A 25,212-nucleotide genomic window follows, 5' to 3' on the forward strand; every position below is an offset into this window, starting at 1 on the left:
CTATGTCTCGCGCGACCCGTGCGCGGCCGAAGCCGCCGGGATATGCCAGACAGGCAAGAAGAACGGCCGGGAACGCCAGGATGACCGATACCCACGCCCGCCTTCGCGGCTCGATGACCGCGCTCGCGACCCCCTTCCGCGATGGCGAGTTCGACGAGTCGGCCTTCCGCAAATTCGTGAACTGGCAGATCGAGCAAGGCACCCACGCCCTGGTGCCGACGGGCACCACCGGCGAGAGCCCGACGCTGAGCCATTCCGAGCACGACCGCGTGGTCGAGATCTGCGTCGCCGAGGCCGCTGGCCGGGTGCCCGTGATCGCGGGCGCCGGCTCGAACTCGACGCGGGAGGCGGTGGCGCGGGCCCGTCATGCGGAAAGCGTCGGCGCGGATGCGGTGCTCACCGTCACGCCCTACTACAACAAGCCGACGCAGGAAGGGATGTACGCCCACTTCAAGGCGGTGAACGACGCCGTCGGCATCCCGATCATCATCTACAACATCCCCGGCCGGTCCGTGGTCGATATGAGCGTCGACACCATGAAGCGGCTGTTCGAGTTGAAGAACATTGCCGGCGTGAAGGATGCCACGGCCAAGATCGACCGTGTCAGCCTCCAGCGGCAGGCGATGGGAGAAGACTTCATCCAGCTTTCTGGCGAAGATGCGACGGCGCTCGGATTCAATGCCCATGGCGGCCACGGCTGCATCTCCGTGGTCTCGAATGTCGCGCCCCGGCTCTGCGCCGATCTCCAGGAAGCAACGCTCGCAGGCGATTACGCCAAGGCCCTGAAAATTCAGGACCGGCTGATGCCGCTGCACGTGCAGATGTTCTACGAATCGAACCCGGTGCCGGCGAAATACGCGCTCTCGCGACTCGGACTGATGTCGGAGGAGGTGCGCCTGCCGCTGGTGCCGGCCACCGAGGGCTGTCGTCGGGCGGTCGATGCCGCGCTGGCTCATGCCGGACTGATCTGACGATTTTCGTCTGATCCGAGACAATCCGGCGGGACGCCTCGCCGGACAAGGCGGCGGTCCCCATATCGGTGAACCGTCGCCGCCCGATCGCGAACCTGAAGAAGAATGGCACCCAAACCCGATCCCGGCCGGCGCGTCGTCGCCGACAATCGCTCCGCCCGCTTCCACTACGCGATCGAGGACACCTTCGAGGCCGGCATCGCGCTGACCGGCACCGAGGTGAAATCCCTGCGCGGCGGGAAGGCGACGATCGGCGAATCCTATGCCGGGCCGTCGGGCAACGACCTGATGCTGTTCAACGCCTATATCCCGGAATACCTGGAGGCGAACCGCTTCAACCACGACACCAAGCGGCCCCGCCGCCTGCTGCTGCACCGCCGCCAGATCAACAAGCTGATCGGCGCGACGCAGCGCCAGGGCTACACGGTGATCCCGCTGAAGATCTACTTCAACGACAAGGGTCGGGCGAAGGTCGAGCTGGGACTGGGCAAGGGCAAGCAGCTCCACGACAAGCGCGAGAGCGTCAAGCAGCGCGACTGGCAGCGCGACAAGGCCCGCCTGATGCGTGACAAGGGCTGAGGCCGTTCTGGGTTTGGTCGGAGGCTTGAGCCGGCCCCACCGTCATCGCGAGCACATGCGAAGCGATCCAGCGGCGCGACCTTTCCGGATGAGGCGGCGCCCTGGATTGCCACGGCTTCGCCTCGCGATGACGGTGAGGGTCGTGCTCCCGTCATCGCGATCGGGGCCGCGCTGTCCCGCTCAGCCCTCCGCATCCTCTTCGGACGGGCCGGGACGGATGCCGTAGCGGCTCTCCAGCCCCGGATTGGCGCGGGGCGCGCGCTCAGCGAAGTCGCGGCGAGGACCGTCGCCGGGCGCGCGGGCGGGGCGCTCGCTCGGGTCACGGCCGATCCGGTTGGCGAGATGGGCGAGATCGACGAACTCGTCCGCCTGACGGCGCAGATCGTCGGCAATCATCGCCGGCTGGGTCTGGATCGTCGAGACGACGGACACGCGGACACCGCGGCGCTGGATCGCTTCCACCAGCGAGCGGAAATCGCCGTCGCCGGAAAACAGCACCATGTGGTCGATGTGAGGAGCGAGTTCGAGCGCGTCGATCGCGAGCTCGATGTCCATATTGCCCTTGATCTTACGGCGGCCGGCCGAGTCCGTGAACTCCTTCACCGGCTTCGTCACGACGCGGTAGCCGTTGTAATCGAGCCAATCGATCAGAGGACGAATCGAGGAATACTCCTGATCCTCGATCATCGCAGTATAGTAGAACGCCCGGATGAGATTGTCGCGGGTCTGAAAATCCTTGAGCAGCCGCTTGTAGTCAATGTCGAACCCAAGCGCTTTCGTGGTCGCATACAGATTTGCGCCATCAATGAAAATTGCGGTACGTTGCTTATCACTCATTGATCGACCCGTGTGCTGGAGATGAAAGTCATTTTATTGCAAATTCCGGCATGAAAGCAGTACAGAAAACGCGAGCTCGACACACAATCAAGTTCGGGATTCTCACATTCTTGACGGGCGATCGCCTCCGAGTGCCGATACAGGCCGCCGATCGAACAAGCCGCCGCCCGGTCGGACAATCACATTGGCGAAGGATGGCAGCGCTCGCGATGGCGCGAACAGTACCAGCCTCGAGCCATCACCGTGGTGGCCGAGGGGGTAAGCTCTGTCAAGCACCAGGAAGAGTTAACCGCGCCTGCGCGCGCCGTTTGCGAAGAAATGACCTCACAACCAACGACCCGCGCCGAAAATCATTCTCATACTGTCAATTGCAAGGCGAGATGCGCAACGGATCAGACGGAAACCATACATACTTGAAGTTGCCGGGACACTCGGGTCGACATGGGCTCATTTGAGTGGAATCTTGAACGGCCCTCGCGGCTCGCAAGGAATGTCGGCCGCGCAGCACGGCGTCAGGGCGCCGGGATGGCCCGGCTGCCCGGCTTGACCGCGGGGAGGGCGGCGAGCTCCGGCGGAAGGGCGTCGGGGGAATAGGTCGGGATATCGAGGGTCACGAGAGAGACGAACGGCAATCCGATCTCGCCGCGTCCACCGGACCGGTCGATCAAGCAGGCTGCGCCGACCACCTCTCCGGCCTCGTCCTTCAGGGAGGCGAGGCATTCGCGAGCCGAGAGCCCGGTCGTCACGATATCTTCGACGATCACGGCGCGGGTTCCCGCGGGGATCGAGAAGCCGCGGCGCAGGGTGAAGGGACCACCCGGATCACGCTCCACGAAGATCGCCCTGGCGCCGAGATGGCGGGCGGTCTCGTAGCCGGGGATGATGCCGCCGATGGCCGGCGAGACCACGATGTCGATCCGGCCGAACCGCCGCGTGATCACCTCCGCCAGCGCCCGGCACAGCCGCTCGGTGCGCGCGGGATCGGAGAAGATCGTCATCTTCTGCAGGAAGGTCGGCGAGCGCAGTCCGGAGCTGAGGATGAAGTGCCCCTGCATCAGGGCGCCCGCGGAACGGAATTCTTCGAGGACTTCTTCCGGTGTCATGCTCATCCGCTCGCCAAGACGCGTTCCGCCGCTTGTTGCAGCGACACGCACGGGGCGCAAGCCGAAGGCGAATTGCCGGGCTCAAGGCTCTCGATCGATTGTCGCGCGCGCTCGCGACGAACCGGTCATCGGTTCATCGGAAAGCGTTCTAACCGTTCACCCGCTCGACCCGGCTCACCGAGCGCTTGCCGCGCAGATCCGCGACGATGGCGGTGAGGTGTTTCAGGTCCGGCACCGAGAGATCGATCGCGATATCGGTGAAGTCCTGCGTGCGCCGCTTCATCGAGACGTTGTCGATGTTGCCGTCGTGCTCGGCGATGACCTGGGCGATCTGCGCCAGGGTGCCCGGCTCGTTGATCGATTCGAGCGCGAGCTTGGCGGGAAAGCGCTCCTGCGAGCCCTCGACGTCCCAGCGCACGTCGAGCCAGCGCTCGGGCTCGTTGTCGAAGGCAGCGAGCGCCGCCGACTGGATCGGGTAGATCGTCACGCCGACGCCGGGGGTGAGGATGCCGACGATGCGGTCCCCCGGCAGGGCGCCGCCGTTCGGGGCGAAGCTCACCGGCAGGTCGCCGGCGAGGCCGCGGATCGGGATGCTGCCCGGTGCTGCGGCACCGTCGGCTTCGCCCGAGAAGGTCAGCCGCATGGTCTGATCCTTGGAGCGGGTGAGGCGCCCTGCCGCGCCGCTGGCCGCGGGACCGCCACTCGCGCCGGGCCGGCGCTCGTCCTTGAAGTCGGGATAGACCGCCTTCACCACGTCGCCTGAAAACATTTCTCCGCGCCCAACGGCGGCGAACACGTCCTCGGTCGAGGCACGGGCGAGTCGGGGCAGGGCGCCGCGCAGCTTCTCCTCGGAGAAGCTCTTGCCCGCTCGCTCGAAGGCGCGGTCGAGGATCTGGCGGCCGAGGCCGGCGTATTGCCGCCGGACGGCGGCGCGGGTCGCCCGGCGGATCGCGGCGCGAGCCTTGCCGGTGACGACGAGCGATTCCCAGGCCGCCGGCGGCGAGGCGCCGTCGGAGCGGGCGATCTCGACCTCGTCGCCGTTGGCGAGTTCGTGCAGCAGGGGCGCGAGTCGCCCGTTGATCTTGGCGCCGACCGCCGTGTTGCCGACATCCGTATGCACCGCATAGGCGAAGTCGATCGGCGTGGCGCCCCGCGGCAGGGCGATGAGACGGCCCTTCGGCGTGAAACAGAACACTTGGTCCTGGAACAGCTCGAGCTTGGTGTGTTCCAGGAACTCTTCCGGCGAATCGCCCTCGGCCAGGAGTTCGATCGTGCGGCGCAGCCACTGATAGGCGCCGCTCTCGGTGGCGAGGCGGGGGTGGACCTCGCCCTCCGCACCCTCCTTGCCCGCCTCCTTGTAGTGCGCGTGGGCGGCGATGCCGTACTCGGCAATCTCGTCCATCTCGGCGGTGCGGATCTGAAGTTCGACGCGCTGGCGCTTCGGTCCGATCACCGTGGTGTGGATCGAGCGGTAGTCGTTCTGCTTCGGGGTCGAGACGTAGTCCTTGTAGCGGCCCGGCACCATCGGCCAGCTCGTATGCACGACGCCGAGCGCGGCGTAGCAATCCGCCACCGTGCCGACGATCACGCGGAAGCCGACGATGTCGGAGAGCTGCTCGAAGGCGACCGACTTGCGCTCCATCTTCGACCAGATCGAGAACGGCTTTTTCAGCCGCCCCTTCACCGCAGCGGTAATGCCGCGGGCGCCAAGCCGGGCGGTGAGGTCGTGCTCGATGCTCTCGATGACGCTGCCGGATTTGGCCGAGAGGTCTTCGAGCCGCTTGGTGATGGTGGCGTAGACCTCCGGCTTGAGCGTGCGGAACGAGAGATCCTCCAGTTCGTCGCGCAGCTCCTGCATACCCATGCGGCCGGCCAGCGGCGCGTAGATGTCCAGCGTCTCCTCGGCGATCCGCGCCCGCTTGTCGTCGCGCATGAAATGAAGCGTGCGCATGTTGTGCAGGCGGTCGGCGAGCTTGACCAGCAGCACCCGCACATCCTCGGCGACCGCCAGCAACAGCTTGCGGAAGTTCTCGCCCTGCACCGCGCGCTTCGAGACCAGATCGAGCCGCTTGAGCTTGGTCAGCCCGTCCACCAGTGCACCGATCTCGGGACCGAAGATCTCGCGGATCTCGTCGAGGGTGGCGGCGGTGTCCTCCACCGTGTCGTGTAGCACCGCCGCGACGATGGTCGCGTCGTCCAGGCGCAGGTCGGTGAGGATCGCGGCGACTTCGAGGGGGTGGGCGAAGAACGGATCGCCCGAGGCGCGCTTCTGCGTGCCGTGCGCGCGCATGGCATAGACGTAGGCGCGGTTCAGAAGCGCCTCGTTCGCGGCCGGGTTGTAGCGCTTGACCCGCTCCACGAGTTCGTACTGGCGCATCATCCGCCGAAGGATCCTGCTCTCGATGTGTCGGAAGCCCGGCCGGGACCGGCCATCGTCGTCGTGCAACAGCTTCCTGCATCGACGCCTTTTGCGCCAGACCCAAGGCGTCGCAGACGCAGCGTCACTGTTTATCCTGCCCTGCACCGGCCGCAGGACGGGCGGGTCGAGACGAGAACGCCCGCCGCTCGGGATCGAGGGCGGGCGCGAAACGTGGACTCGGCTTGCGAGGAAGGACTTACTCGCCCTCGTCGTCGGTCTCGGTCGGCGGCGCCAGATTCTCCAGGCCGCGCAGAAGGTCGTCCTCGCTCATGCGATCGAACTGCACGTCCTTGTCGTCGGAGGACGACTGGGGCGCGACGGCCGCGGCAGCGGGCGAGCTCGACAGGAGCGGCACGGTCTCGGCCTCGGGCTCGTCCACCTCGACGTATTTCTGCATCGAGTGGATGAGCTGCTCCTTGAGATCCTCGGCCGTGATGGTCTCGTCGCCGATCTCGCGCAGGGCCACGACCGGGTTCTTGTCGCGGTCGCGCTCGACGGTCAGAGGGGCGCCGGCGGCGAGCAGGCGCGCGCGGTGGCTGGCGAGCAGGACCAGCTCGAAGCGGTTCTCGACCTTCTCGATGCAGTCTTCGACGGTGACGCGAGCCATGCGAGGCGGCTCCTTCCTCAGGCGCGGATACGAACGATATGCGTGATGAACGGGCTTCCTACACCGGATGCCGCTGCGCAACAAGTCGCCGGGCAGGTTGAGAATCCGCTCCTCCCGGTCCACATGGAAAGCGGCGCCGGCTGATCCCGGCGCCGCTCCCGGCCGGCCTTGAACCGGCGCCAGCGGACCCGAGGATTTCCACATGTTCATCCAGACTGAAGCCACGCCGAACCCCGCCACGCTGAAGTTCCTGCCCGGACGCGTGGTGCTGCCCGAGGGCACCTTCGAGGCGCGCGACGCCGCCGGGGCCGAGCGCTCGCCGCTCGCCACCGCCCTGTTCGCGGTGCCAGGCGTGAGCGGCGTCTATTTCGGGCACGATTTCATATCGGTCACCAAGGCCGACGGTGTGAACGAGTGGCCGCAGGTCAAGCCGGCCGTGCTCGGGGCGATCATGGATCACTTCCAGTCCGGCCGCCCGGTGCTGGCCGAGGGCACGGCGCTGGCCGAGGACGAGACGGAAGAATTCTACGACGAGGCCGACCACGACACGGTCGTCACCATCAAGGACCTGCTCGAGACCCGCGTGCGCCCGGCAGTGGCGGGCGACGGCGGCGACATCACCTTCCGCGGCTACCGCGACGGCATCGTCTATCTCGAGATGAAGGGCGCCTGCTCGGGCTGCCCGTCCTCAACTGCGACCCTGCGCCAGGGCGTGCAGAACCTGTTCCGCCACTTCCTCCCCTCCGTGCGGGAAGTGCAGGCGATCTGAACGCCCGGCACACGGGCATGGGTGCAACACCGCCGCGCTTCCTTAAGGAGACCGGCGCCCGATGCCCTGACGGGAGCGGTCATTTCGTCCTAAACTGATGCCGATGGCGGGCGCCTGTGGCCCGCCGCCGGATGGAATCGACGTTTGCGGATCCTTGCCATCGATACGGCGCTCGAAGCCTGCGCGGCTTGCGTGGCCACCGACGACAGCGACGACCTGCTCGCCGAGGAGTCGATGCCGCTCGTGCGCGGCCATGCCGAGGCGTTGCTACCGCTGATCGAGCGGGTCATGGCCCGGGTCGAGGGCGGCTTCAAGGGGCTCGACCGGGTCGCGGTCACGGTCGGACCGGGCAGCTATACGGGGCTACGCGTCGGCCTCTCCGCCGCCCGCGCCATCGGGCTTGCCGCGGGCATCCCTGTCGTCGGGGTGACGACCCTCTCGGCCCTGCTGGCGCCGCAGCTCGCCCTCAACGGCGAGGATACGGTCGTCGCCGCGATCGATGCGCGCCACGGCGCCGTCTACCTCCAGGCCATGAGCGTCGGGCAAGGGACGGTGATTCCGCCCCGGCACGTCGCCCTCGAGGAGGCGGTGAGCCTGCTGAACGGCAGGCGGGCGATCCTCACCGGCTCCGGCGCGCCCGCCCTCGCGGCAGCGGCGGGTGCGGCCGGCCTCTCCGTCGAACTCGCCGAGACCGGGGCACCGCAGATCGCCTGGGTCGCATCGCTCGGGCTCGTGGCCGATCCGGATCAGGCGCTGCCGCGCCCCCTCTACCTGCGCGGGCCGGACGCCCAGCCGCAGGACCATGCGAGGCTCGCAAGGGCATGACGCGCACCGTCTCTCCGTTCTGGCCGCTCGACTGGTGGTCCGCGTGGTGGGATGCCTGGGGCTCCGTGCCCTACGTCGCGCCCCTGCGGGATGCGGGCGAGGCGGGCGATCTGGAGAAGCTCCACGCCACCGCCTTCGCCCGCCCGTGGGCCGCCCACGAATTCGAGCGGTTGCTGTGCGAGCGCTCGACCGAGGCGCATGCCCTGCGCCGGAGCAACGCGCTGCTCGGCTTCGTGCTGTCGCGCAAGGCCGTGGACGAGGCGGAGATCCTCACCATCGTGCTGGCGCCCTCCGCGCGCGGCGGCGGGCACAGCCGACGGCTGCTGAGCGAGCACCTGACGGCGCTCGCCTTCTCCGGCATCCGCACGGTTCACCTCGAAGTCGATGAGGGCAACACACCGGCCCTGAAGCTTTATGCCCGCCACGGCTTCCTCAAGGTCGGCGAGCGCAAGGGCTACTACCCCCTGCCCAATGGCACCCGGGCCACGGCGCTGACCATGAGCGCGTCGCTGTCGTGACGCCTCGCGCGAGCGCAGCCGGCCGATGACCCGCGCCGGCATTGGCCTCCGCCTGCTCGTCCAGGCGCTGGCCTTCCTGATCGTGATCGGGCCGCACTGGCTCAGCCTGCGCTTCGGACGCGGGCGGCTCGCCGCGCATATTCCGGTGCTGTTCCACCGGCTGTTCCTGCGCCTGTTCTCGGTGCGGGTGACACAGACGGGCACGCCGCCGCCGCCGGGCGAGCCGGCGCTGGTGCTCGCCAACCACGTCTCCTGGCTCGACATCGTCGCGCTGGGTTCGCTGCGCCCGCTCTCCTTCGTGGCGAAGTCGGAGATCGAGGGCTGGCCGCTGATCGGCCCGCTGGCCAAGCTCCAGCGCACCGTCTTCATCGAGCGGGCCAAGCGCGCGGCGACTGCCAGCGTCAACGCCACGGTCGGAGAGCGTCTCGTGAACGGCGACCTGATCGTGCTGTTCGCCGAGGGCACCACCGGCGACGGTTTGCGTCTGCTGCCGTTCCGCTCTTCGCTCGTCGGCGCCGCCCGCGCCGCGCTCGCCGCCGAGGCCGGCGGGCTTGCCCGCATCCGGCTCCAGCCGCTCGCCCTGGCCTATCCGCGCCGCAACGGCCTGCCCGTGACCCGCGCCGAGCGCCCGGAAATCGCGTGGTACGGCGACATGGACCTCGTGCCCCATCTCGGCCTGTTCGCGGGCCGCGGCCCGATCGACGTCCACGTGGATTGGGGGGCGCCGATCGCTTTCGATGCCGCCACCGACCGCAAGGTGGCCACCGCCCAGGCCGAGGCCGCCGTGCGCCGGAGCCTGCGCGAGATCCGCCTCGGCGGCTTGCCCCCCCGCCCGGCGCCGGCAGCGCCCGAGATGGCGGGGGAAGGCGCCGACGTCTCGGCGCCCGGCATCGCCGCGGTCTGATACGGTCTCCGCTTGATCAGAGCGGGGAGCGGATCAGCCAGCCCGCGCGGCCCTTGAGGAGGGCACCCCTCGCGCCGGCGCGATGGGATCCCGCCACGGCCAGCTCCGCCATCCCGAAGGGATCAACCGGATTTGGGATGAGCCCTCAGGCGGTGAGCGGAAACGTCGCCGCCTGCCCGCGCACGGTCCCGTCCTCATCGATGAGCTGCCAGACGATGCCCTCGGTGACGGGAAAGCGCCGTCCGTCCTTGGCGACGCGGATGCCGGCATAGTCCGAGACGAAGCCGTCACGGGCGACCGCGTCGAGCAGGCGTTGCCGCTCGGCCCGCTCCGGCGCCTCCGCCGAGAGCCGCGAGGGCATGCCGACGAACTCCTCCCAGGTGTAGCCGAAGGCTCGCTGCGCCGCCCGGTTGGCGTAGACGAAGAGCGGGTCGGCGCTCGTGTCGTGGGACAGCACCGCGAAGGATGCCTGGGCGTAGAGCCAGTCCGGCCCGAGATCCGGCTCGGGGATGAGCGAGCGGCCGACGAGGCGCCGGAAGCTGCCGGTCAGCAGGGCGAAGAATGTGGGATCGTCGGCAAGGCTCATGCGCGGCTTCTACAGGATTCGGAACGGAATCGTGTCGGCGTTCGATCCATGGTAAGGGGCCCCGAACCGAACATTCCCAAAAAGACGCCGCCCGTCGGCGGCAGGGTTGCGAACTTGAAGAAAGCCTACGTCAAGTCCTACGGCTGCCAGATGAACGCCTACGACGCCGGCCGCATGGCCGACGTGCTGGCGGCCGAGGGCTACAGCGCGACGGACTCGGTCGAGGAGGCCGATGTCGTCGTCCTCAACACCTGCCACATCCGCGAGAAGGCCGCGGAAAAAGTTTATTCCGAACTCGGGCGCCTGCGCGTGCTCAAGGGCGAGCGTGCCGAGAGCGGGCAGGACACCCGCATCGTGGTGGCGGGCTGCGTCGCGCAAGCCGAAGGCCGCGAGATCCTTTCGCGCGCGCCGGCCGTCGACGTCGTCGTCGGCCCTCAGAGTTATCACCGCCTGCCGGACCTGCTGCGCCAGTCGCGCGAGAGCCGCGTCGTCGACACCGAATTCCCGCTCGAGGACAAGTTCGATCACCTGCCGGCCCGGCGCAACCGCGGCGTCACCGGCTTCCTCACGGTGCAGGAGGGTTGCGACAAGTTCTGCGCCTTCTGCGTCGTGCCCTATACCCGCGGCGCCGAGGTCTCGCGTTCCGTGGCGGCGGTGGTGGAAGAAGCGCGCCGCCTCGTCGAGGGCGGGGTGCGCGAGATCACGCTGATCGGTCAGAACGTCAACGCCTATCATGGCGACGGGCCGGACGGCGCGCCCGCGACGCTCGGGCACCTGATGGACGCGTTGGCCTCCGTGCCGGGCCTCCTGCGCCTGCGCTACACTACGAGCCATCCCAACGACTTCGCGGATGATCTCATCGTTGCGCACCAAAAAAATCCGCTGGTGATGCCTTACCTGCACCTGCCGGTGCAGTCGGGCTCGGACCGCATCCTCCACGCGATGAACCGACGTCATACCGGCGATGCCTACCGCCGGCTGATCGAGCGGATCCGGACCGCGCGGCCCGACATCGGACTGTCCTCGGATTTCATCGTCGGCTTCCCCGGCGAGTCGGATGCCGACTTCGCCGAGACCATGCGGCTCGTCGCCGATATCGGCTTCGCGGCGGCCTTCTCGTTCAAGTACAGCCCGCGAGCCGGCACGCCCGCGGCGGAGCGCGAGGACGCTGTGCCGGAGACGGTGAAGACCGAGCGGCTCGCCGCCCTGCAGCAGCTCCTCGATGCACAGCGCCACGCCTTCAACGCGGCCTCGGTCGGCACCACCACCGAGATCCTGGTCGAGAAGACCGGCCGCCATCCGGGGCAGGTCGCGGGCAAGACGCCGCATCTCCAGGCCGTGCAGTTCGATGCGCCGGCTTCCACAATCGGCACCCTGGTGCCGGTGCGGATCACGCGGGCGGGCTCGAACAGCCTGTTCGGCGAGGTGCTGGAGGGTGCGGCGGCCGCCGCATGACCTATATGAGGCATATCACCATGCCGGATCTCTCGCGTGCCGATTGACGTTGCGTCCGCCCGTGGCCCCGCCGGCCGCAACAGCCGCCCCGCGCCGGGGCGCCCCGGACTGTCCGAGACTGTCGAGGTCTCGCTGACCTTCGACGACAACCGGCTCGCCAGCCTCGTCTTCGGGCAATACGACCAGAACGTCGCCCATATCGAGCGACGCCTCAGCATCACCGGCACGGCGCTCGGAAACCATCTCGTGGTCAAGGGCACGCCCGAGGCCGCCGAGAAGGCGCGGCGCGTCTTCGAGCGGCTCTACGCGCGGGTGCAGAAGGGCGGCACGACGCTCACCCTCGGCGACCTGGACGGGGTGATCCAAGAGGTCACGGTACAGGGCAACCTGTTCCCCTCCGCCGAGATCGCGACGGAGAACGGCCGCGAGCAATTCGATCAGATCGCCACCCGCAAGCGCGGCGCCGTGCGCGCCCGCAACGCGGCGCAGAGCGACTACATCAAGCTGCTGCGGGCCAACGAACTCGTCTTCGCCGAAGGCCCCGCCGGCACCGGCAAGACCTGGCTCGCCGTCGGCCACGCTGTCTCGCTGCTGGAGCAGGGCCATGCCGAGCGCCTGATCCTGTCGCGCCCCGCGGTCGAGGCCGGCGAGCGGCTCGGCTTCCTGCCCGGCGACATGCGCGAGAAGGTCGATCCGTATCTCCGCCCGATCTACGACGCGCTCTACGACTTCATGGAGGCGCGCCACGTCGATCGCGGCCTCCAGACCGGCATCATCGAGATCGCCCCGCTGGCCTTCATGCGCGGGCGCACGCTGACCAACGCCGTGGTGCTGCTCGATGAGGCGCAGAACACCACCTCGATGCAGATGAAGATGTTCCTGACGCGGCTCGGCGAGAACTCGCGCATGATCATCACCGGCGACCCGAGCCAGATCGACCTGCCGCCGGGCCAGAAGTCGGGCCTCGTCGAGGCGGTCAACGTGCTCGACGGCGTCGAGGGCATCGGCCGCGTGCGCTTCCGCGACGTGGACGTGGTCCGCCACGATCTCGTGCGCCGCATCGTCACCGCCTACGAGTCCGCCGCCCACGGCGAGGCCGAGGCCGATCGCAACCCCAATCCGCGGCGCCGGCCGCTGGCCTGACGCATCCCACGATCGATATGAGCGACCACGAGATCGACATCGCCGTCGAGGATGCGCGCTGGGAACAGGCCGTCCCCGACCTGGAGGCGTTCACGCTGCGCGCCGTTGAGGCCGGCTTGGCAATTCTGCCCGATTCGGCCTCCGAACCGGTCGAAGTGAGCATCCTGCTCGCGGACGATGCCACCGTTCAGACCCTGAACCGGACGTGGCGAAACAAGGATAAGCCCACCAACGTGCTGTCGTTTCCGGCGGCCGACGGCCCGCTTCAGCCCGGCATGGCGCGGCCCTTGGGCGACGTGGTTCTTGCGTATGACACGCTCGTGCGCGAGAGTACGGAGCAGTCGAAGCCGTTCGAGCACCATTTCGCCCACCTCCTCGTCCATGGCACCCTTCACCTTCTCGGACAGGACCATGAGACCGGCGAGGCAGAGGCCGACGCCATGGAGGCGCTCGAGGTCGCCGCGCTCCGGACTCTCGGCATTCCGAATCCCTACGAAGACTGAGGCGCTCTCCGCCGAAGCGGATGCCGGTTCGGCGAAAGAGAGCGCGTCACCCAACACACTCGCCTTCTTCCGGCACTCCCGCCGCATCCTACCTAGAGACCCATGACCAACGACCGAAGTCGCGGCGCGGCCCTGGCCGCGCCAGCCGCGGACGCCGAACCCCCTCAACGCGAGGCGTGGTACGATCGTCTGTTGAACGTCTTCCACCTGCGTCCGCGCGACTCCCTGCGCACCGACATCGAGGAGGCCCTGGCCGAGCCCGACACGGGCGAGGACGCCTTCTCCCCGCTCGAACGGGCCATGCTCAAGAACGTGCTCGGCCTGCACAAGGTGCGGGTCGACGATGTCATGCTGCCCCGCGCCGACATCGTGGCGGTGGCCAGCGACACCAGCCTCGGCGATCTCCTGAAGCTGTTCCGCACCGCCGGTCATTCGCGCCTGCCGGTCTACGGCGAGACCCTCGACGACCCCCGCGGCATGGTCCACATCCGCGACTTCGTCGAGTATCTCGCGACCCAGGCGGAAGCCGCACCGCGCCGCACTACGCCGCAGGCGGTGGCCGATGGCGAGGCCAAGCCGACACCGCGCCCGCGCCGCACGGCCGCGGCCCGCGGGGCTCTCCGCAGCCTCGATCTCGGCAAGGTGGATCTCACCGCGACGCTGGCCTCCACCCGCATCCAGCGCCCGGTCCTGTTCGTGCCGCCCTCCATGCCGGCCATCGACCTGTTGGTGCGGATGCAGGCGACCCGCACCCACATGGCGCTGGTCATCGACGAGTATGGCGGCACCGACGGCCTGATCTCGATCGAGGATCTGATCGAGATGGTGGTCGGCGATATTGAGGACGAGCACGACGTGGCCGAGGGCCAGCTCGTCAACCGCATGGAGGGCGAGACGGAGGCGTATATCGCCGACGCCCGCGCCGGCCTCGCCGAGGTCTCGGAGGCCACCGGCCTCGATCTCGTTGCCGCCTTCGGGGAACTCGCCGCCGAGATCGACACGATCGGCGGCCTGATTGTGACGCTGGCCGGCCGCGTGCCGGCGCGCGGCGAGCGGATCGCCGGCCCCGAGGACATCGAGTTCGAGGTGCTCGACGCTGATCCCCGGCGGGTGAAGGGGATCAAGCTCCAGCGCGCCCCGGCCAAGATCGGCACTGTGGTACCCCTCGCCCTGCCGCCACCGCGCCCAGCGCCGCACGCGCCCGAGGCGGAGACGACCGTGGCGGACACGACCCCGATCGCCGAGTCGGGCCGGTAAGCAGGGCGAGACGAGGCGAACAGGCATGACCGCTCCGCTCGGCCGCGCGCCCGGCGCCGGAATGCGCCCGGCCGCGGCGCGGATCGGCCTCCTTGAAGCCCTCGCGCATCGCATCATCCTGAGCCACGGTTGGGTAGGGCTCGCCATCGCCGTCGCGGCCGGTGCCTGCGGCGCGCTGGCCATGCCGCCCTTCGGCCTGTTCCCGGCCCTCGTCGTCTCGCTGTGCGTCGCCGTCTGGCTGATCGACGGCGCGGCGGTGGGCGGCTCGGGCCGTCGCACAGTCTGGGCCTGCGCCGGGATCGGCTGGGCCTGGGGCTTCGGCTACTTCACCGCCGGGCTGTGGTGGCTCGGCGCCGCCTTCCTCGTGGAGGCGGATCAGTTCGCCTGGGCGCTGCCGCTCGGCGTGCTCGGCCTGCCCGCCGTGCTCGCCCTGTTCTTTGCCGCCGGCTTCGCCGCCGCGCGTCTCGTCTGGTCACGGGGGGCCGGCCGCATCGCGGCGCTCGCCTTCGGGCTCACCGCCGCCGAGTGGCTGCGCGGGCACGTGCTGACAGGCTTTCCCTGGAACACGCTGGGCATGGCGCTCGGGGGCAACCTCTGGACGATGCAGGCGGCCTCCCTCGTCGGCCTCTACGGCCTGACCCTACTCGCCGTGCTGATCGCCGCCGCGCCCGCCACGCTCGCCACCGGCACGACCCCGAAGGCACGGATCGCACCGACGCTGGCGGCGCTCATCGCCCTCGCCGGGCTGGCCGCCTACGGGGCAGGGCGCGTGCCGGCCGCACCGGACCCGACGGTGGCGGGCGTGCGCCTGCGGCTCATCCAGCCCAACATCCCGCAGGACGACCGATTCGGCTCGGCCAATCGAGAGCGGATCGTCAGCAAATATCTTGAACTCAGCGACCGTGCGCTCTCGCCCGAACGGACCGGCATCGCCGACGTCACCCACCTGATCTGGCCGGAATCGGCCTTTCCCTTCCTGATCCAGCGCGATCCTGAGGCGCTCGGGCGGATCGGCGCGGCTCTGCCCGAAGGCAAGCAACTCATCACCGGCGCCGCGCGGATGCGCGAATTGCCCAACGGCGAGCGGCCGACCCGCGAGAACGCGGTCTTCTTCAACGCGATCCTGACGATCGGCGCGGGCGGGCGCTTCGGCGACATCTACGACAAGGTTCACCTCGTCCCCTTCGGCGAGTACCTGCCGGGTCCCCTCGACGCGGTGTTGCGGGCCGCCGGCCTGCGCCAATTCATCGCCGTTCCAGGCGGCTTCACCGCGGGCGACCGCGCCGGCCAGCGCATCCTCAACGTGCCGGGCCTGCCGCCGGTCGCCGCCACGATCTGCTACGAGGCGATTTTCCCTGGCGCGATCCTGCCGCCCGATCCCACCGACGGCGCGCCGGCGGTGCCGGGGCTGATCCTCAACCTCACCAACGATGCGTGGTTCGGCGACACGCCGGGGCCGCGCCAGCACCTCGCCCAGGCCCGCCTGCGGGCGGTTGAAGAGGGGCTGCCGCTGGTGCGCGACGCCAATTCCGGCATCTCCGCGGTGGTCGATGCCCATGGCCGGATCACCGCGAGCCTTCCGCTCGGCGTCGAGGGCGTGCTCGATGCCGACCTGCCCGCCCGGCTGCCCGGCCGCACCCTCTACGCCGCCTTCGGCGACGGGCCGTTCGCCCTCGGAGTGATCGCCTGCCTCCTGATTGCGGTCGCGGCCCGACGCCGCCGGGCATAGAGCATCGTCATTTTCCGAAAGCCGGCCACCTCCTTTCGAGCTCGCGCCGGGTCGCGAAACTTCGGCTTCGAGCGTTGACCGAAGAAGAGCCGCGACAAGAGCGCACCGCTCGGCCAATCTTGGCCTTAGGATCAACCCTCATCTCACGGCGTTCTGAGAGTAAGGCCCCGTTCTGTCGACTGAACCGGTGCGGGCGATTCTCACGGTCTTCTGAGGGATTGACGATGAAACAGATATTGATGGCCTCGGCCGTTCTCGCGGGCGCCCTGGCCTTCATTCCGGCTAGCGCCGAGGCGCAGCGGGTCGGCGGCTCCGGCGGCCTCGGCGGCGGCAATTTCCGCAGCGCGCTTGGAGCGGGCGGCGTGACCGGCTTCGGCAATCCCGGCTTCCGGGGCGGCGGCCTGGGCGGGGGCGGCATCCGGCCCGGCGGCGGCGCCATCGGCGGCGGATTCGCCGGTCGTCCGGGTGGTGGTGTCGGCATCGGTGGCGGTGGCTTCGCCGGGCGCCCTGGCTTCGGTGGCGTCCGACCAAGCTTCGGTGGCGTCCGACCGGGCTTCGGCGGCGGCTATGCCGGCGTCCGGCCCGGCTTCGGCCATCACGGCTGGCACGGTGGCAACCGCTGGCGGAACGCCGGCTACTATCGTCGCGGCTACGGCTATGGCGGGATCGGTCTCGGACTGGGGCTCGGCCTCGCGGCCGGCAGCCTCTACGGCGCCTACGGCTACCCGGGCTACGGGTACGGCTACGACAGCGGCTACTACGCACAGCCGGGCTACTACGCGCCGGCCGGCTATTACGGCACCGAGACCGTCGCGGTAGGCGCGACGCAGGGCGATGACGATCTGGTCGCCGAGTGCGCTCGCCGCTTCAAGACCTACGACCCGCAGACCCAGACCTACATCGCCAAGCGCGGCGTGCGCCGCTCCTGCCCGTAACGGCGGAAGCGGAGGCGCCGGAGCTGGCACCTCCGCTCTCAAAAAGAAACCCCGCCCGACCATCAGGTCGGGCGGGGCTTTTTAGATCAGCGGATCGCCAGCCTTATTCGGCGGCGACCTTCTGCGGGGCGTTGCCACCCTCGGTATAGGTCTCAGCCTGGAGGCGCTTGTGCGGGGCGGCGCGGCCCGGCAGCGGCGGCAGAGCCTTGGCCTTCTCCAGATCGATCCCGGCGCCCTCGGCAACGCGGCGGCCGTAATCCTCGTCGGCGTGCCAGAAGTGCCAGACCATCCGAAGCTGGATCGGCTCGGGGCACTGCTTCATGTCGGCCACAAGGTTGGCGATCAGGTCGTCACGCTCCCAGTCCTGGAACGAGCGGTAGCGCACACCGGCCTGAGTGTAGTCGTCCTCGGTGCGCGAGGTCTGGTAGCGGCCGAGATTGCCGCTCACCGGCTGGTGATACTCCTTGCGCTTGGGCGCCTCGGCCAGCCCCTCGCCTAGCGTCGAGGGCTCGTAATTGATGTGCTTGTTCGCGCCCGTGCCGTCGACGCTGTAGGTCATCTGGCCGTCGCGCTGGTTCGAGTAGACCTTCACGCCGGGCTGCGGCGCGTTGATCGGCAGTTGCAGGTAGTTCGGGCCGACGCGGTAGCGCTGCGTGTCCGAGTAGGACAGGGTGCGGCCCTGCAGCATCTTGTCGTCCGAGAAGTCGATGCCGTCCACCAGCACGCCGGTGCCGAAGGCGGACTGCTCGACCTCGGCGAAGAAGTTGTCCGGCACGCGGTCGAGCACCATGCGGCCGACGGGGAGGAGGGGGAAATCCTCGACCGGCCACAGCTTGGTGTCGTCGAGCGGATCGAACGACAGGTGGTCGTTCGGGCCGTCGGGCATGATCTGCACGCAGAACTCCCACTCGGGGAAGTTGCCGGCCTGGATGTTGTCGTAGAGGTCACGCGTGGCGTGGCCGACATCCTTTGCCTGGATCTCGGAGGCCTGCTGCGAGGTTAGGTTGCGCACGCCGAGCTTGGGCTCGAAGTGGAACTTGCACAGCACCGCCTCGCCCTGGTCGTTGATCAGCTTGTAGGTGTTGACGCCCGAACCTTCCATCTCGCGGTAGTTGGCCGGGATGCCCCAGGGCGACTTCAGATGCGTCACCATGTGGATCGACTCGGGATGCTGCGCCACGAAGTCGAAGAAGCGCCACGCCTCCTGGCGGTTCGTCACCGGGTCGGGCTTGAACGCGTGGATCATGTCCGGGAACTTGATCGCGTCGCGGATGAAGAAGACCTTGAGGTTATTGCCCACGAGGTCCCAGTTGCCCTCGACGGTCTTGAACTTCACCGCGAAGCCGCGCGGATCGCGCTCGGTCTCGGGCGATTCCTTGGCGCCGGCCACAGTCGAGAAGCGCACGAAGACCGGTGTCTTCACGCCGGTCTCGTTGAGCACGCGGGCACGGGTGTACTTGGAAGCCGGCTCATTGCCGATCTTGCCGTAGGCTTCGAAATAGCCGTGTGCCCCGGCGCCGCGAGCGTGGACGACACGCTCCGGAATGCGCTCACGGTCGAAATGGGTGATTTTCTCGATGAACTGATAGTTCTCGAGCGTCGCCGGTCCCCGCTCGCCGACCGTGCGCAGGCTCTGGTTGTCGCGGACCGGATGGCCCTGGCGGGTCGTCAGAATCGGACGGTTCTCGCTCATGCGTCACTCTCTCCTTGGGAGGCAGGGGGCTTCAGGTGGGGTTGCTCGGCACGTCCGCACAGCCTGGAACCATTCTGTTTCGACGGTATGACCCAGGCATGACCTATTGGCAAATGCATCGTCACAAAGATTGTGATAGATACAGCCTATGAATCTCTCTGGTTTGTCGCTGCGCGATCTCGAATACGTCGTGGCTGTCGCCGACGAGGGGCATTTCGGCCGGGCTGCCGAGCGCTGCAACGTGAGCCAACCGACGCTCTCCGTGCAGGTCCGTAAACTGGAGAACGCGCTCGGGCTGACCTTGTTCGAACGATCCAACCGGCGCGTGTTGTTGACCATGGCTGGGCAGGGCATCGTCCGGCAGGCGCGCGTGGTGCTCGGCGAGGCGCAGCGCCTGCTGGCGCTCGCCGTCGAGGGGCGCGGCTCGCCGCTGACCGGCCGGCTGGTACTGGCCGCGATCCAGACGCTCGGCCCCTACTATTTCCCGCTCGTGCTCCGCCTGCTGCGCCAAGAATTTCCGCTGCTGACGCTGGCGCTCAGCGAGGCGCGCACCGCCGAGATCCTCGATGGCCTGCGCGACGGGCGCATCGACGCGGCCCTGGTCTCGCTCCCGGTCGCGGCCTCGGGGCTGACGGTTTCGCCGCTCTTCGTCGAGCCGTTCCGGCTCGCCTGCCCGGCCGATCATGCCTTCGCTCAAGGGGCTGCCCCGCGGGCGGAAAATCTGAGCGGGCCGGATCTGCTGCTGCTCGACGAAGGCAACTGCCTGCGCGACCAGACCATCGCCGCCTGTGGCACGCTCAGGGGCGCCGGCCGCCACGCGACCAGTCTGGAGACCCTGCGCTCGATGGTGGCGGCGGGCGCGGGCTACACGCTGATCCCGGCACTGGCCGTGCCCACCGGCCCCGATCCGAGCGGCCTGACCGTGGTGCGCCACTTCGAGGGGGAGGGGCCCGGCCGCACCCTGGCCCTGGCCTGGCGCTCCAGCGATCCGCGGGCGGCCGGGCTGGCGCATCTGGCCGCCTTCTTCCGGGCGCACGCCCCGGCAGGCACCGCCGCCTGCCGAGAGGACGAAGAGTATCGCGCCTGATCACCGAGAGGATAGGGCAGGCCGGGACCGCGCCCGCTGGGCGACGCGCCGCGTCGCGGGCTCACCGTGACAGTTCGGGCGAGAGCGTGTAGCGCGGGCCTCGCGCGGAACTTGTCCCGCACCATCCTCGCATCCACGCCCGTGCCCGAGACCCGCATCCTCCTGCGCTGGACAGCGCTCGTCGCCGTCTCGGCCGCTCTCGCCTATGGCCTGAGCCGCGCGCATTTTCCCGCCGCCCTTCTCATCGGGCCGATGCTGGCCGCGATCACCTTCGGCGTGCGCGGGGCCGGTCTCGCGCTGCCGCGCCCGCTGTTCCTGGGCGCCCAGGCGGTGATCGGCTGCCTCGTCGCGCACTCCGCCACGACCGAGATCGCCGCCACCTTGCGCGAGGACGGCCTCATCATCTTCGCGGTCGTCGGCGTGACGGTGGTGGCCGGCGCCCTGACCGGCTTGGCCCTGACACGGCTGCGGGTGCTGCCCGGCACCACCGCCGCCTGGGGCTCCTCGCCGGGCGGCGCCGCCGCCATGGTGGCGATGGCCGAGGATTACGGCGCCGATCCGCGCCTCGTGGCGTTCATGCAATATGTGCGCGTCGCCGCCGTGGTGCTCTCGGCCTCGCTCGCCGCGCGGCTCCTTGCCGACGCGACCGGCTCCGGCGCGGCGAGCGCTCCGGGCGAGACGTGGAGCTGGGCCGGATTCGCGGCCACGGTGGCGGTCGCCGCCGTCGGGTACGGCCTCGCGAGCCTGCTGCGGCTGCCCTCCGCGCCGCTGATCGGGCCGATGCTGCTCGGCGCCGTCCTGCACGCCACCGGTCTCCTCGACATCGTCCTGCCAGGGCCGGTTCTCGATGCCGCCTACGCGGCGATCGGCTGGTATGTCGGGCTGCGCTTCAACCGGCGGACCCTGGACGAGACGCTCCACGCTCTGCCGGGCGTGCTGACCGCGACGGGCGCGATCATCGGGCTCTGCGGAATCTGGGCCTGGGCTCTGACCTACTGGCTGCCGATCGACTTTCTCACCGCCTTCCTGGCCACCAGTCCCGGCGGTCTCGATTCGGTGGCGATCATCGCCGTGGGCTCGAAGGCCGACGTGTCCTTCGTGCTCGCGGTGCAGACGCTGCGCCTGTTCGTGGTGCTGGCGACCGGCCCGATCCTCGCCAAGTGGATCGCCCGAGCGGTCCCGGGAGACGCCCGGTGACCGCGCTTTACCTCGCCTTCCTGAATTCCTGGCGCGGTCTCGTCCATGGCGGGCGCACGGAGCGGGCGATCCGGCTCGAACTCGTCCTGCTCGCGCTCGGCCTCCCCGTGGCGCTCGTGCTCGGCAGTAGCCTGTGGGTGCGGGTGGCACTCGTCGCCAGCCTGCTCTTGATGCTCGGGGCAGAACTCCTCAACACCGCCGTCGAGAAGCTGTGCGACCACCTTCATCCCGGCCGGCATGAGCGGATCGGCATCGTCAAGGATCTCGCCTCGGCGGGCGCATTCATGACCCAGGTCATCGCCGCCCTGATCTGGGGTGCGGCCGTGATCGACCGGTTCTGACCCAGGCGTTCCGGGGGCGGCGGACGATGGTGCCTCGCTCAGCGGTCGTCCTGCTCGCTCCAGACGACCCATCCGCCACCGAACAGCGTGACCGCGATGACGATCCACAGGCCGGTCCGGCCGACCAGATCGACCAACCACGTATGCACCGCCGAGAAACTGACGGTCAGAAGGCAGTCCACCACACCGAGATAGAGAGCGAGTCCCAGAAACGCGACGGCCAGAGGGCGGCTCATCGATCCTCCGTCTCCTTCCACAGGGCCCAGGCCCCGGCGAACACCATGGCTCCGATCAGCAGCCGCATCCCCGTGTGACCGATCTGTTCGAGCAGCCATGCATGGGCGGCGGACAGGCTCAAGTCCAGCATCCACCCCCAGGCCGACACGATCACGGCAAGGGCGACGACAACGAGAATTTTCGTCGAGACCGACATGGCCGCCGCGCTAGCACGTTTGGGCAGGGGCACAGAGCGACTCGAGTGACACTTCGCCACGAGTCCTCGGAAAAATGATGCAACGCCCGAACCATCCGCTGCGACAAGCGATCCCTTCGCGCCCGCACGGTCGGTCGATCGGCATCATTGTACCTTATGTTGCGACCGGCCGCAGGATTGACGGCTTGCGCTGCGTTGAGACGGGGCGTCGGGCGGTCTGCCCGCCGCGATCCTCGACTTGTCTCACATCAACGTGAAGAAGGCATGGCGACCTACTTTACTGCCGACACGCATTTCGGCGACGCCCGCCTCGTCGAGCGCAGACGGTGCGGCTTCGGCTCGGTCGAGGCGCATGACGCGGCCCTGATCGCCCGCTGGAATGCGCGCGTGGGCGCGGCGGACGAGATCTGGCATCTGGGCGACTTCGCCGCCCATGCGAGCCGCGAGCATTGCGCCGCCGTGTTCGCCCAGCTCAACGGCATCAAGCGACTCGTGCGCGGCAACCACGACAGCAACCGGGTGCTCGATCTGCCCTGGTTCGAGCCGCCGGTGGAAAGCGCCCGGATCTCGGTGACGGACGCGGCGGGCCGGACCTGGCGGCTCTACCTGGCGCATTACGCCCATCGCGCCTGGCCGGGCCTGTGGCGCGAGACCCGGCACCTCTACGGCCACACCCACGCGACGCTGCCCGACACCATCCGCTCCTGCGACGTCGGGGCCGATGCCTGGGATTTCTCGCCGGCGGACATCGGCGAGATCGTCGCCCGGCAGGATGCGGCGACGCTGGTGCCGGAGGAACTGGCGCCGCGGGTATCGCGGTGAAGGTTCGCCTCCTGCCAAATCCGGTCGATCCCTTCGGGACAGCGGATTTGGGCGTCGCTCAAGCGCTGCGCGAGCTTGCCGATACGGTCTCCGCTTGCATTGAGCGGGGGCCGTATCAACTCACCGTCAGCGGCATCGCCTCGATCATCGTCTCGAACAGGCCCCGCCGCTCTAGCGAGCGGCCGAGCGCCGGGGTCAGCCCAGCCCCGCCCGTGAACACCGCCCGCGCGGGCGGGGCATCGGAGACCTCAGCGGGCATCTCGCCGAGAAGCTGGATCACCCGGCGGGCGATGGCCGGGGCCGGGTCGATCCACGTCACCGGCCAGGGGGAGAGCCGCTCGAAGCGGGGCAGGAGCAGCGGGTAGTGCGTGCAGGAGAGGCAGACCACATCGGTGCGCCTTCCGTCCGCCCCCTCCACGAAGCAGGGCTCGATCTCGGCCAGGATCGCCGCGTCCGAGACCGGTTCGCCGGCCATCTCGGCCTCGGCGTAGCCCGCGAGGTTCTTCGCGCCCACCAGCGTCACGGCGCAATGCGCCGCGAAATTCCGGACGAGGTCATGAGTATAGGGCCGCGCCACGGTGCCCGGCGTCGCGAGCAGGGAGACGAGGCGCGTGCGCGTCAGCGCGGCGGCCGGCTTGATCGGCGGCACCACGCCGACGAAGGGCGTGACGAAGCGCTGGCGCAGGGCGGGCAGCACCAGGGTCGAGGCGGTGTTGCAGGCGATCACCACGAGGTCGGGGGCGTGGCGCGCCAGCAGCCGCTCCATCACCGCGATCACCCGCGCCACCAGCCGCTCCTCGCTCAGCGCGCCGTAGGGGAAGGCCGCGTCGTCCGCGGCGTAGACGTAGGACGCATCCGGCCGGGCGCGGCGCACCTGCTCCAGCACGGTCAGGCCGCCGAGGCCGGAATCGAACACGAGGATGACCGGTTGCGCGTTCTGCGCCGGCCACGCCGCCGAAAGGGTCGCCCCTGCCATCAGATCGATCCGCATCACCGCCGCCTCAGGCTCGCGCATCCTTGGAAACATCGGGGCGGCGAGTGTCCGGCAGCCACGGTTAAGGACACCTCACTGCGGCTGCAAAAAGGCCGCGCTTCCCCCTGGTACGAGCGGGGTGCGACACGGGGTGCGACGAACAGCTTGGCGGGCCTCGGCGTTGTCATACGGCAATCGGCGTCTATTTCCGCCGCTCAACGGAGGAAGAGATTCCAACCATGGCAGCCGTCGCAGCACATCTCACCCATACTGAGAGCGGCGCGGTCTTCCCGCCGCCCCCGCTCGACGCCCGCCCGATCGACCGCGATGCCTGGATTGCGGCCTTCCGCACCGTCCGCGACGAGACCGAGCGGCGCGCCGCCCCGCTCTCGCCGGAGGACCAGCAGATCCAGTCGATGGAGGATGCGAGCCCGACCAAGTGGCACCGGGCGCACACGACGTGGTTTTTCGAGCAGTTCCTGCTGCGCGAGCACCTGCCGGGCTACGCCATCTACGACGAGCGCCTGCACTACCTGTTCAATTCCTACTACGTGCAGGCGGGCCCCCGGCAGCCGCGCTTCATGCGTGGAATGATCACCCGGCCGACCGCGACGGAGACCGCCGCCTACCGCGCCCATGTCGATCGCGCGGTCACGGTGTGGCTGCGCGAGACCTCCGACACGGCGCTGGAGCGAGCGCTGCCGATCTTGGAGATCGGCCTCTACCACGAGCAGCAGCATCAGGAGCTGATGTTCACCGACATCCTGCACGCGTTCGCGCAGAACCCGCTCGATCCGGTCTACGACGCGGCCTGGTCGATGCCCAAGGCGCAGGCAGGCGCTGGCAAGGCTGCCCTGGAAAGAGGCATTACCCAGATCGGCCATGATGGTGACGGCTTCGCCTTCGACAACGAGAGCCCGCGTCACGACGTCTTGATGCTCGGCACCACCATCGACCGCGGCCTCGTGACGAACCGCGATTGGCTCGCCTTCATGGAGGATGGCGGCTACGCGCGGCCGGAGCTTTGGCTCAACGAGGGCTGGCTCTGCCTGCAGCGGGAAGGCTGGGACGCGCCGGGCTACTGGCGTCGCGAGTCTGAGGGCTGGTCGATGATGTCGCTCGCCGGCCGCCGGGCCGTCGATCCGGCGGCGCCGGTCACTCATGTCAGCTACTTCGAGGCCGACGCCTATGCCCGCTGGGCCGGGCGCGACCTGCCGACGGAAGCCGAGTGGGAAGTCGCCGCCCGCGACGGCCTGATCGACGACGCCTTCGGCCTCGTCTGGCAATGGACCCGCAGCGCCTACGGTCCCTATCCCGGCTACCGGCCGGTGGCCGGCGCGCTCGGCGAGTACAACGGCAAGTTCATGTCGAGCCAGTACGTGCTGCGCGGCTCCTCGGCCGCCACGCCGGACGGACATGCGCGGGCCGGCTACCGCAACTTCTTCTACCCGCATCAGCGCTGGCAGTTCACCGGCCTGCGGCTCGCCGACGCGCGAGGCTGATCACCCGCCTCGCCCAACCTCCCG

At 69.0% G+C, this 25,212-nt stretch carries 26 protein-coding genes; 17 read left to right on the plus strand and 9 right to left on the minus strand.

Annotated features, from left to right (window positions below):
* The first annotated feature begins 80 nt into the window (after positions 1 to 80).
* Both dapA and smpB read left to right on the plus strand, forming a co-directional pair.
* Positions 81 to 971: a 4-hydroxy-tetrahydrodipicolinate synthase gene (dapA, locus tag LPC10_RS15860; protein WP_108941031.1), complete on the plus strand. Its 891-nt coding sequence runs from the start codon at positions 81 to 83 to the stop codon at positions 969 to 971.
* Between the two features lie 105 nt (positions 972 to 1,076).
* On the plus strand, positions 1,077 to 1,550 hold the full coding sequence (gene smpB, locus LPC10_RS15865; RefSeq protein WP_108941032.1) for an SsrA-binding protein SmpB: 474 nt from the start codon (positions 1,077 to 1,079) through the stop codon (positions 1,548 to 1,550).
* A gap of 180 nt (positions 1,551 to 1,730) precedes the next feature.
* Here smpB and LPC10_RS15870 read toward each other — a convergent pair whose 3' ends face one another.
* The 4 genes from LPC10_RS15870 to rpoZ form a co-directional block, all read right to left on the minus strand.
* Positions 1,731 to 2,387, minus strand: coding sequence for an NYN domain-containing protein (locus LPC10_RS15870; protein ID WP_108941033.1), 657 nt, complete (start codon positions 2,385 to 2,387; stop codon positions 1,731 to 1,733).
* 512 nt (positions 2,388 to 2,899) lie between these two features.
* Positions 2,900 to 3,490, minus strand: a complete 591-nt coding sequence (gene pyrE / locus LPC10_RS15875; protein WP_231343187.1) for an orotate phosphoribosyltransferase — start codon at positions 3,488 to 3,490, stop codon at positions 2,900 to 2,902.
* A 148-nt stretch (positions 3,491 to 3,638) separates the two neighbouring features.
* Positions 3,639 to 5,870, minus strand: a complete 2,232-nt coding sequence (locus LPC10_RS15880; protein WP_231343189.1) for a bifunctional (p)ppGpp synthetase/guanosine-3',5'-bis(diphosphate) 3'-pyrophosphohydrolase — start codon at positions 5,868 to 5,870, stop codon at positions 3,639 to 3,641.
* 235 nt (positions 5,871 to 6,105) lie between these two features.
* Positions 6,106 to 6,516 (minus strand): DNA-directed RNA polymerase subunit omega, encoded by a 411-nt coding sequence (gene rpoZ / locus LPC10_RS15885; RefSeq protein WP_108941035.1) that lies wholly within the window; start codon positions 6,514 to 6,516, stop codon positions 6,106 to 6,108.
* A 202-nt stretch (positions 6,517 to 6,718) separates the two neighbouring features.
* Here rpoZ and LPC10_RS15890 point away from each other — a divergent pair, with 202 nt between their 5' ends.
* From LPC10_RS15890 to LPC10_RS15905, 4 genes are all read left to right on the plus strand, one after another.
* A complete protein-coding gene (locus LPC10_RS15890) occupies positions 6,719 to 7,285 on the plus strand; it encodes a NifU family protein (protein ID WP_108941036.1) in 567 nt (188 codons plus the stop codon).
* Between the two features lie 144 nt (positions 7,286 to 7,429).
* Positions 7,430 to 8,110 carry a tRNA (adenosine(37)-N6)-threonylcarbamoyltransferase complex dimerization subunit type 1 TsaB gene (tsaB, locus tag LPC10_RS15895; RefSeq protein ID WP_231343191.1) on the plus strand — a complete coding sequence of 227 codons (681 nt, stop codon included), beginning with the start codon at positions 7,430 to 7,432 and terminating at the stop codon, positions 8,108 to 8,110.
* Complete coding sequence (locus LPC10_RS15900) at positions 8,107 to 8,628, plus strand: GNAT family N-acetyltransferase (protein WP_231343192.1); 522 nt, start codon at positions 8,107 to 8,109, stop codon at positions 8,626 to 8,628. Before tsaB ends, LPC10_RS15900 begins: the two co-directional genes overlap by 4 nt.
* A gap of 25 nt (positions 8,629 to 8,653) precedes the next feature.
* Positions 8,654 to 9,532: a 1-acyl-sn-glycerol-3-phosphate acyltransferase gene (locus LPC10_RS15905; protein ID WP_231343194.1), complete on the plus strand. Its 879-nt coding sequence runs from the start codon at positions 8,654 to 8,656 to the stop codon at positions 9,530 to 9,532.
* A 145-nt stretch (positions 9,533 to 9,677) separates the two neighbouring features.
* Here the strand turns inward: LPC10_RS15905 and LPC10_RS15910 are convergent, their stop codons facing one another.
* Positions 9,678 to 10,118: an MEKHLA domain-containing protein gene (locus tag LPC10_RS15910; RefSeq protein ID WP_231343195.1), complete on the minus strand. Its 441-nt coding sequence runs from the start codon at positions 10,116 to 10,118 to the stop codon at positions 9,678 to 9,680.
* A 114-nt stretch (positions 10,119 to 10,232) separates the two neighbouring features.
* Here LPC10_RS15910 and miaB point away from each other — a divergent pair, with 114 nt between their 5' ends.
* From miaB to LPC10_RS15940, 6 genes are all read left to right on the plus strand, one after another.
* Entirely contained in the window at positions 10,233 to 11,573 is a 1,341-nt protein-coding gene (gene miaB, locus LPC10_RS15915; protein ID WP_231343199.1) for a tRNA (N6-isopentenyl adenosine(37)-C2)-methylthiotransferase MiaB, read from the plus strand.
* Positions 11,574 to 11,609: 36 nt separating this feature from the next.
* Positions 11,610 to 12,716: a PhoH family protein gene (locus LPC10_RS15920; RefSeq protein ID WP_231343201.1), complete on the plus strand. Its 1,107-nt coding sequence runs from the start codon at positions 11,610 to 11,612 to the stop codon at positions 12,714 to 12,716.
* 17 nt (positions 12,717 to 12,733) lie between these two features.
* The gene (gene ybeY, locus LPC10_RS15925) at positions 12,734 to 13,219 is read left to right on the plus strand and encodes an rRNA maturation RNase YbeY (RefSeq protein ID WP_231343206.1); all 486 of its coding nucleotides are present in this window, start codon (positions 12,734 to 12,736) and stop codon (positions 13,217 to 13,219) included.
* Positions 13,220 to 13,321: 102 nt separating this feature from the next.
* A complete protein-coding gene (locus LPC10_RS15930; protein ID WP_231343208.1) occupies positions 13,322 to 14,476 on the plus strand; it encodes a hemolysin family protein in 1,155 nt (384 codons plus the stop codon).
* 25 nt (positions 14,477 to 14,501) lie between these two features.
* Positions 14,502 to 16,205 carry an apolipoprotein N-acyltransferase gene (lnt, locus tag LPC10_RS15935; RefSeq protein ID WP_231343210.1) on the plus strand — a complete coding sequence of 568 codons (1,704 nt, stop codon included), beginning with the start codon at positions 14,502 to 14,504 and terminating at the stop codon, positions 16,203 to 16,205.
* 224 nt (positions 16,206 to 16,429) lie between these two features.
* Positions 16,430 to 17,140, plus strand: a complete 711-nt coding sequence (locus tag LPC10_RS15940) for a BA14K family protein (protein ID WP_231343211.1) — start codon at positions 16,430 to 16,432, stop codon at positions 17,138 to 17,140.
* Positions 17,141 to 17,243: 103 nt separating this feature from the next.
* Here LPC10_RS15940 and LPC10_RS15945 read toward each other — a convergent pair whose 3' ends face one another.
* Positions 17,244 to 18,833 (minus strand): catalase, encoded by a 1,590-nt coding sequence (locus LPC10_RS15945; protein WP_231343212.1) that lies wholly within the window; start codon positions 18,831 to 18,833, stop codon positions 17,244 to 17,246.
* Positions 18,834 to 18,981: 148 nt separating this feature from the next.
* Between LPC10_RS15945 and LPC10_RS15950 the strand changes: the two genes are divergently transcribed.
* The 3 genes from LPC10_RS15950 to LPC10_RS15960 all read left to right on the plus strand — a co-directional run bounded on the left by LPC10_RS15950 (position 18,982) and on the right by LPC10_RS15960 (position 21,458).
* Positions 18,982 to 19,920: a LysR substrate-binding domain-containing protein gene (locus tag LPC10_RS15950; protein ID WP_231343215.1), complete on the plus strand. Its 939-nt coding sequence runs from the start codon at positions 18,982 to 18,984 to the stop codon at positions 19,918 to 19,920.
* Positions 19,921 to 20,061: 141 nt separating this feature from the next.
* Positions 20,062 to 21,117 (plus strand): AbrB family transcriptional regulator, encoded by a 1,056-nt coding sequence (locus tag LPC10_RS15955; RefSeq protein WP_231347070.1) that lies wholly within the window; start codon positions 20,062 to 20,064, stop codon positions 21,115 to 21,117.
* Entirely contained in the window at positions 21,114 to 21,458 is a 345-nt protein-coding gene (locus LPC10_RS15960) for a diacylglycerol kinase (RefSeq protein ID WP_231343217.1), read from the plus strand. Before LPC10_RS15955 ends, LPC10_RS15960 begins: the two co-directional genes overlap by 4 nt.
* Positions 21,459 to 21,496: 38 nt before the next feature.
* Here the strand turns inward: LPC10_RS15960 and LPC10_RS15965 are convergent, their stop codons facing one another.
* Positions 21,497 to 21,694 (minus strand): hypothetical protein, encoded by a 198-nt coding sequence (locus tag LPC10_RS15965; protein WP_231343220.1) that lies wholly within the window; start codon positions 21,692 to 21,694, stop codon positions 21,497 to 21,499.
* On the minus strand, positions 21,691 to 21,891 hold the full coding sequence (locus LPC10_RS15970; protein WP_108941052.1) for a hypothetical protein: 201 nt from the start codon (positions 21,889 to 21,891) through the stop codon (positions 21,691 to 21,693). Before LPC10_RS15970 ends, LPC10_RS15965 begins: the two co-directional genes overlap by 4 nt.
* A gap of 264 nt (positions 21,892 to 22,155) precedes the next feature.
* On the opposite strand from LPC10_RS15970, the gene LPC10_RS15975 reads away from it, so the two are divergent.
* On the plus strand, positions 22,156 to 22,713 hold the full coding sequence (locus tag LPC10_RS15975; RefSeq protein WP_231343222.1) for a metallophosphoesterase family protein: 558 nt from the start codon (positions 22,156 to 22,158) through the stop codon (positions 22,711 to 22,713).
* A 115-nt stretch (positions 22,714 to 22,828) separates the two neighbouring features.
* Here the strand turns inward: LPC10_RS15975 and murI are convergent, their stop codons facing one another.
* A complete protein-coding gene (gene murI, locus LPC10_RS15980) occupies positions 22,829 to 23,704 on the minus strand; it encodes a glutamate racemase (protein ID WP_231347071.1) in 876 nt (291 codons plus the stop codon).
* 221 nt (positions 23,705 to 23,925) lie between these two features.
* Between murI and egtB the strand changes: the two genes are divergently transcribed.
* Positions 23,926 to 25,188 carry an ergothioneine biosynthesis protein EgtB gene (gene egtB, locus LPC10_RS15985; protein WP_231343223.1) on the plus strand — a complete coding sequence of 421 codons (1,263 nt, stop codon included), beginning with the start codon at positions 23,926 to 23,928 and terminating at the stop codon, positions 25,186 to 25,188.
* Positions 25,189 to 25,212 lie beyond the last annotated feature (24 nt).

Source organism: Methylorubrum sp. B1-46, from assembly GCF_021117295.1.
In the GTDB taxonomy this organism is placed as follows: domain Bacteria; phylum Pseudomonadota; class Alphaproteobacteria; order Rhizobiales; family Beijerinckiaceae; genus Methylobacterium.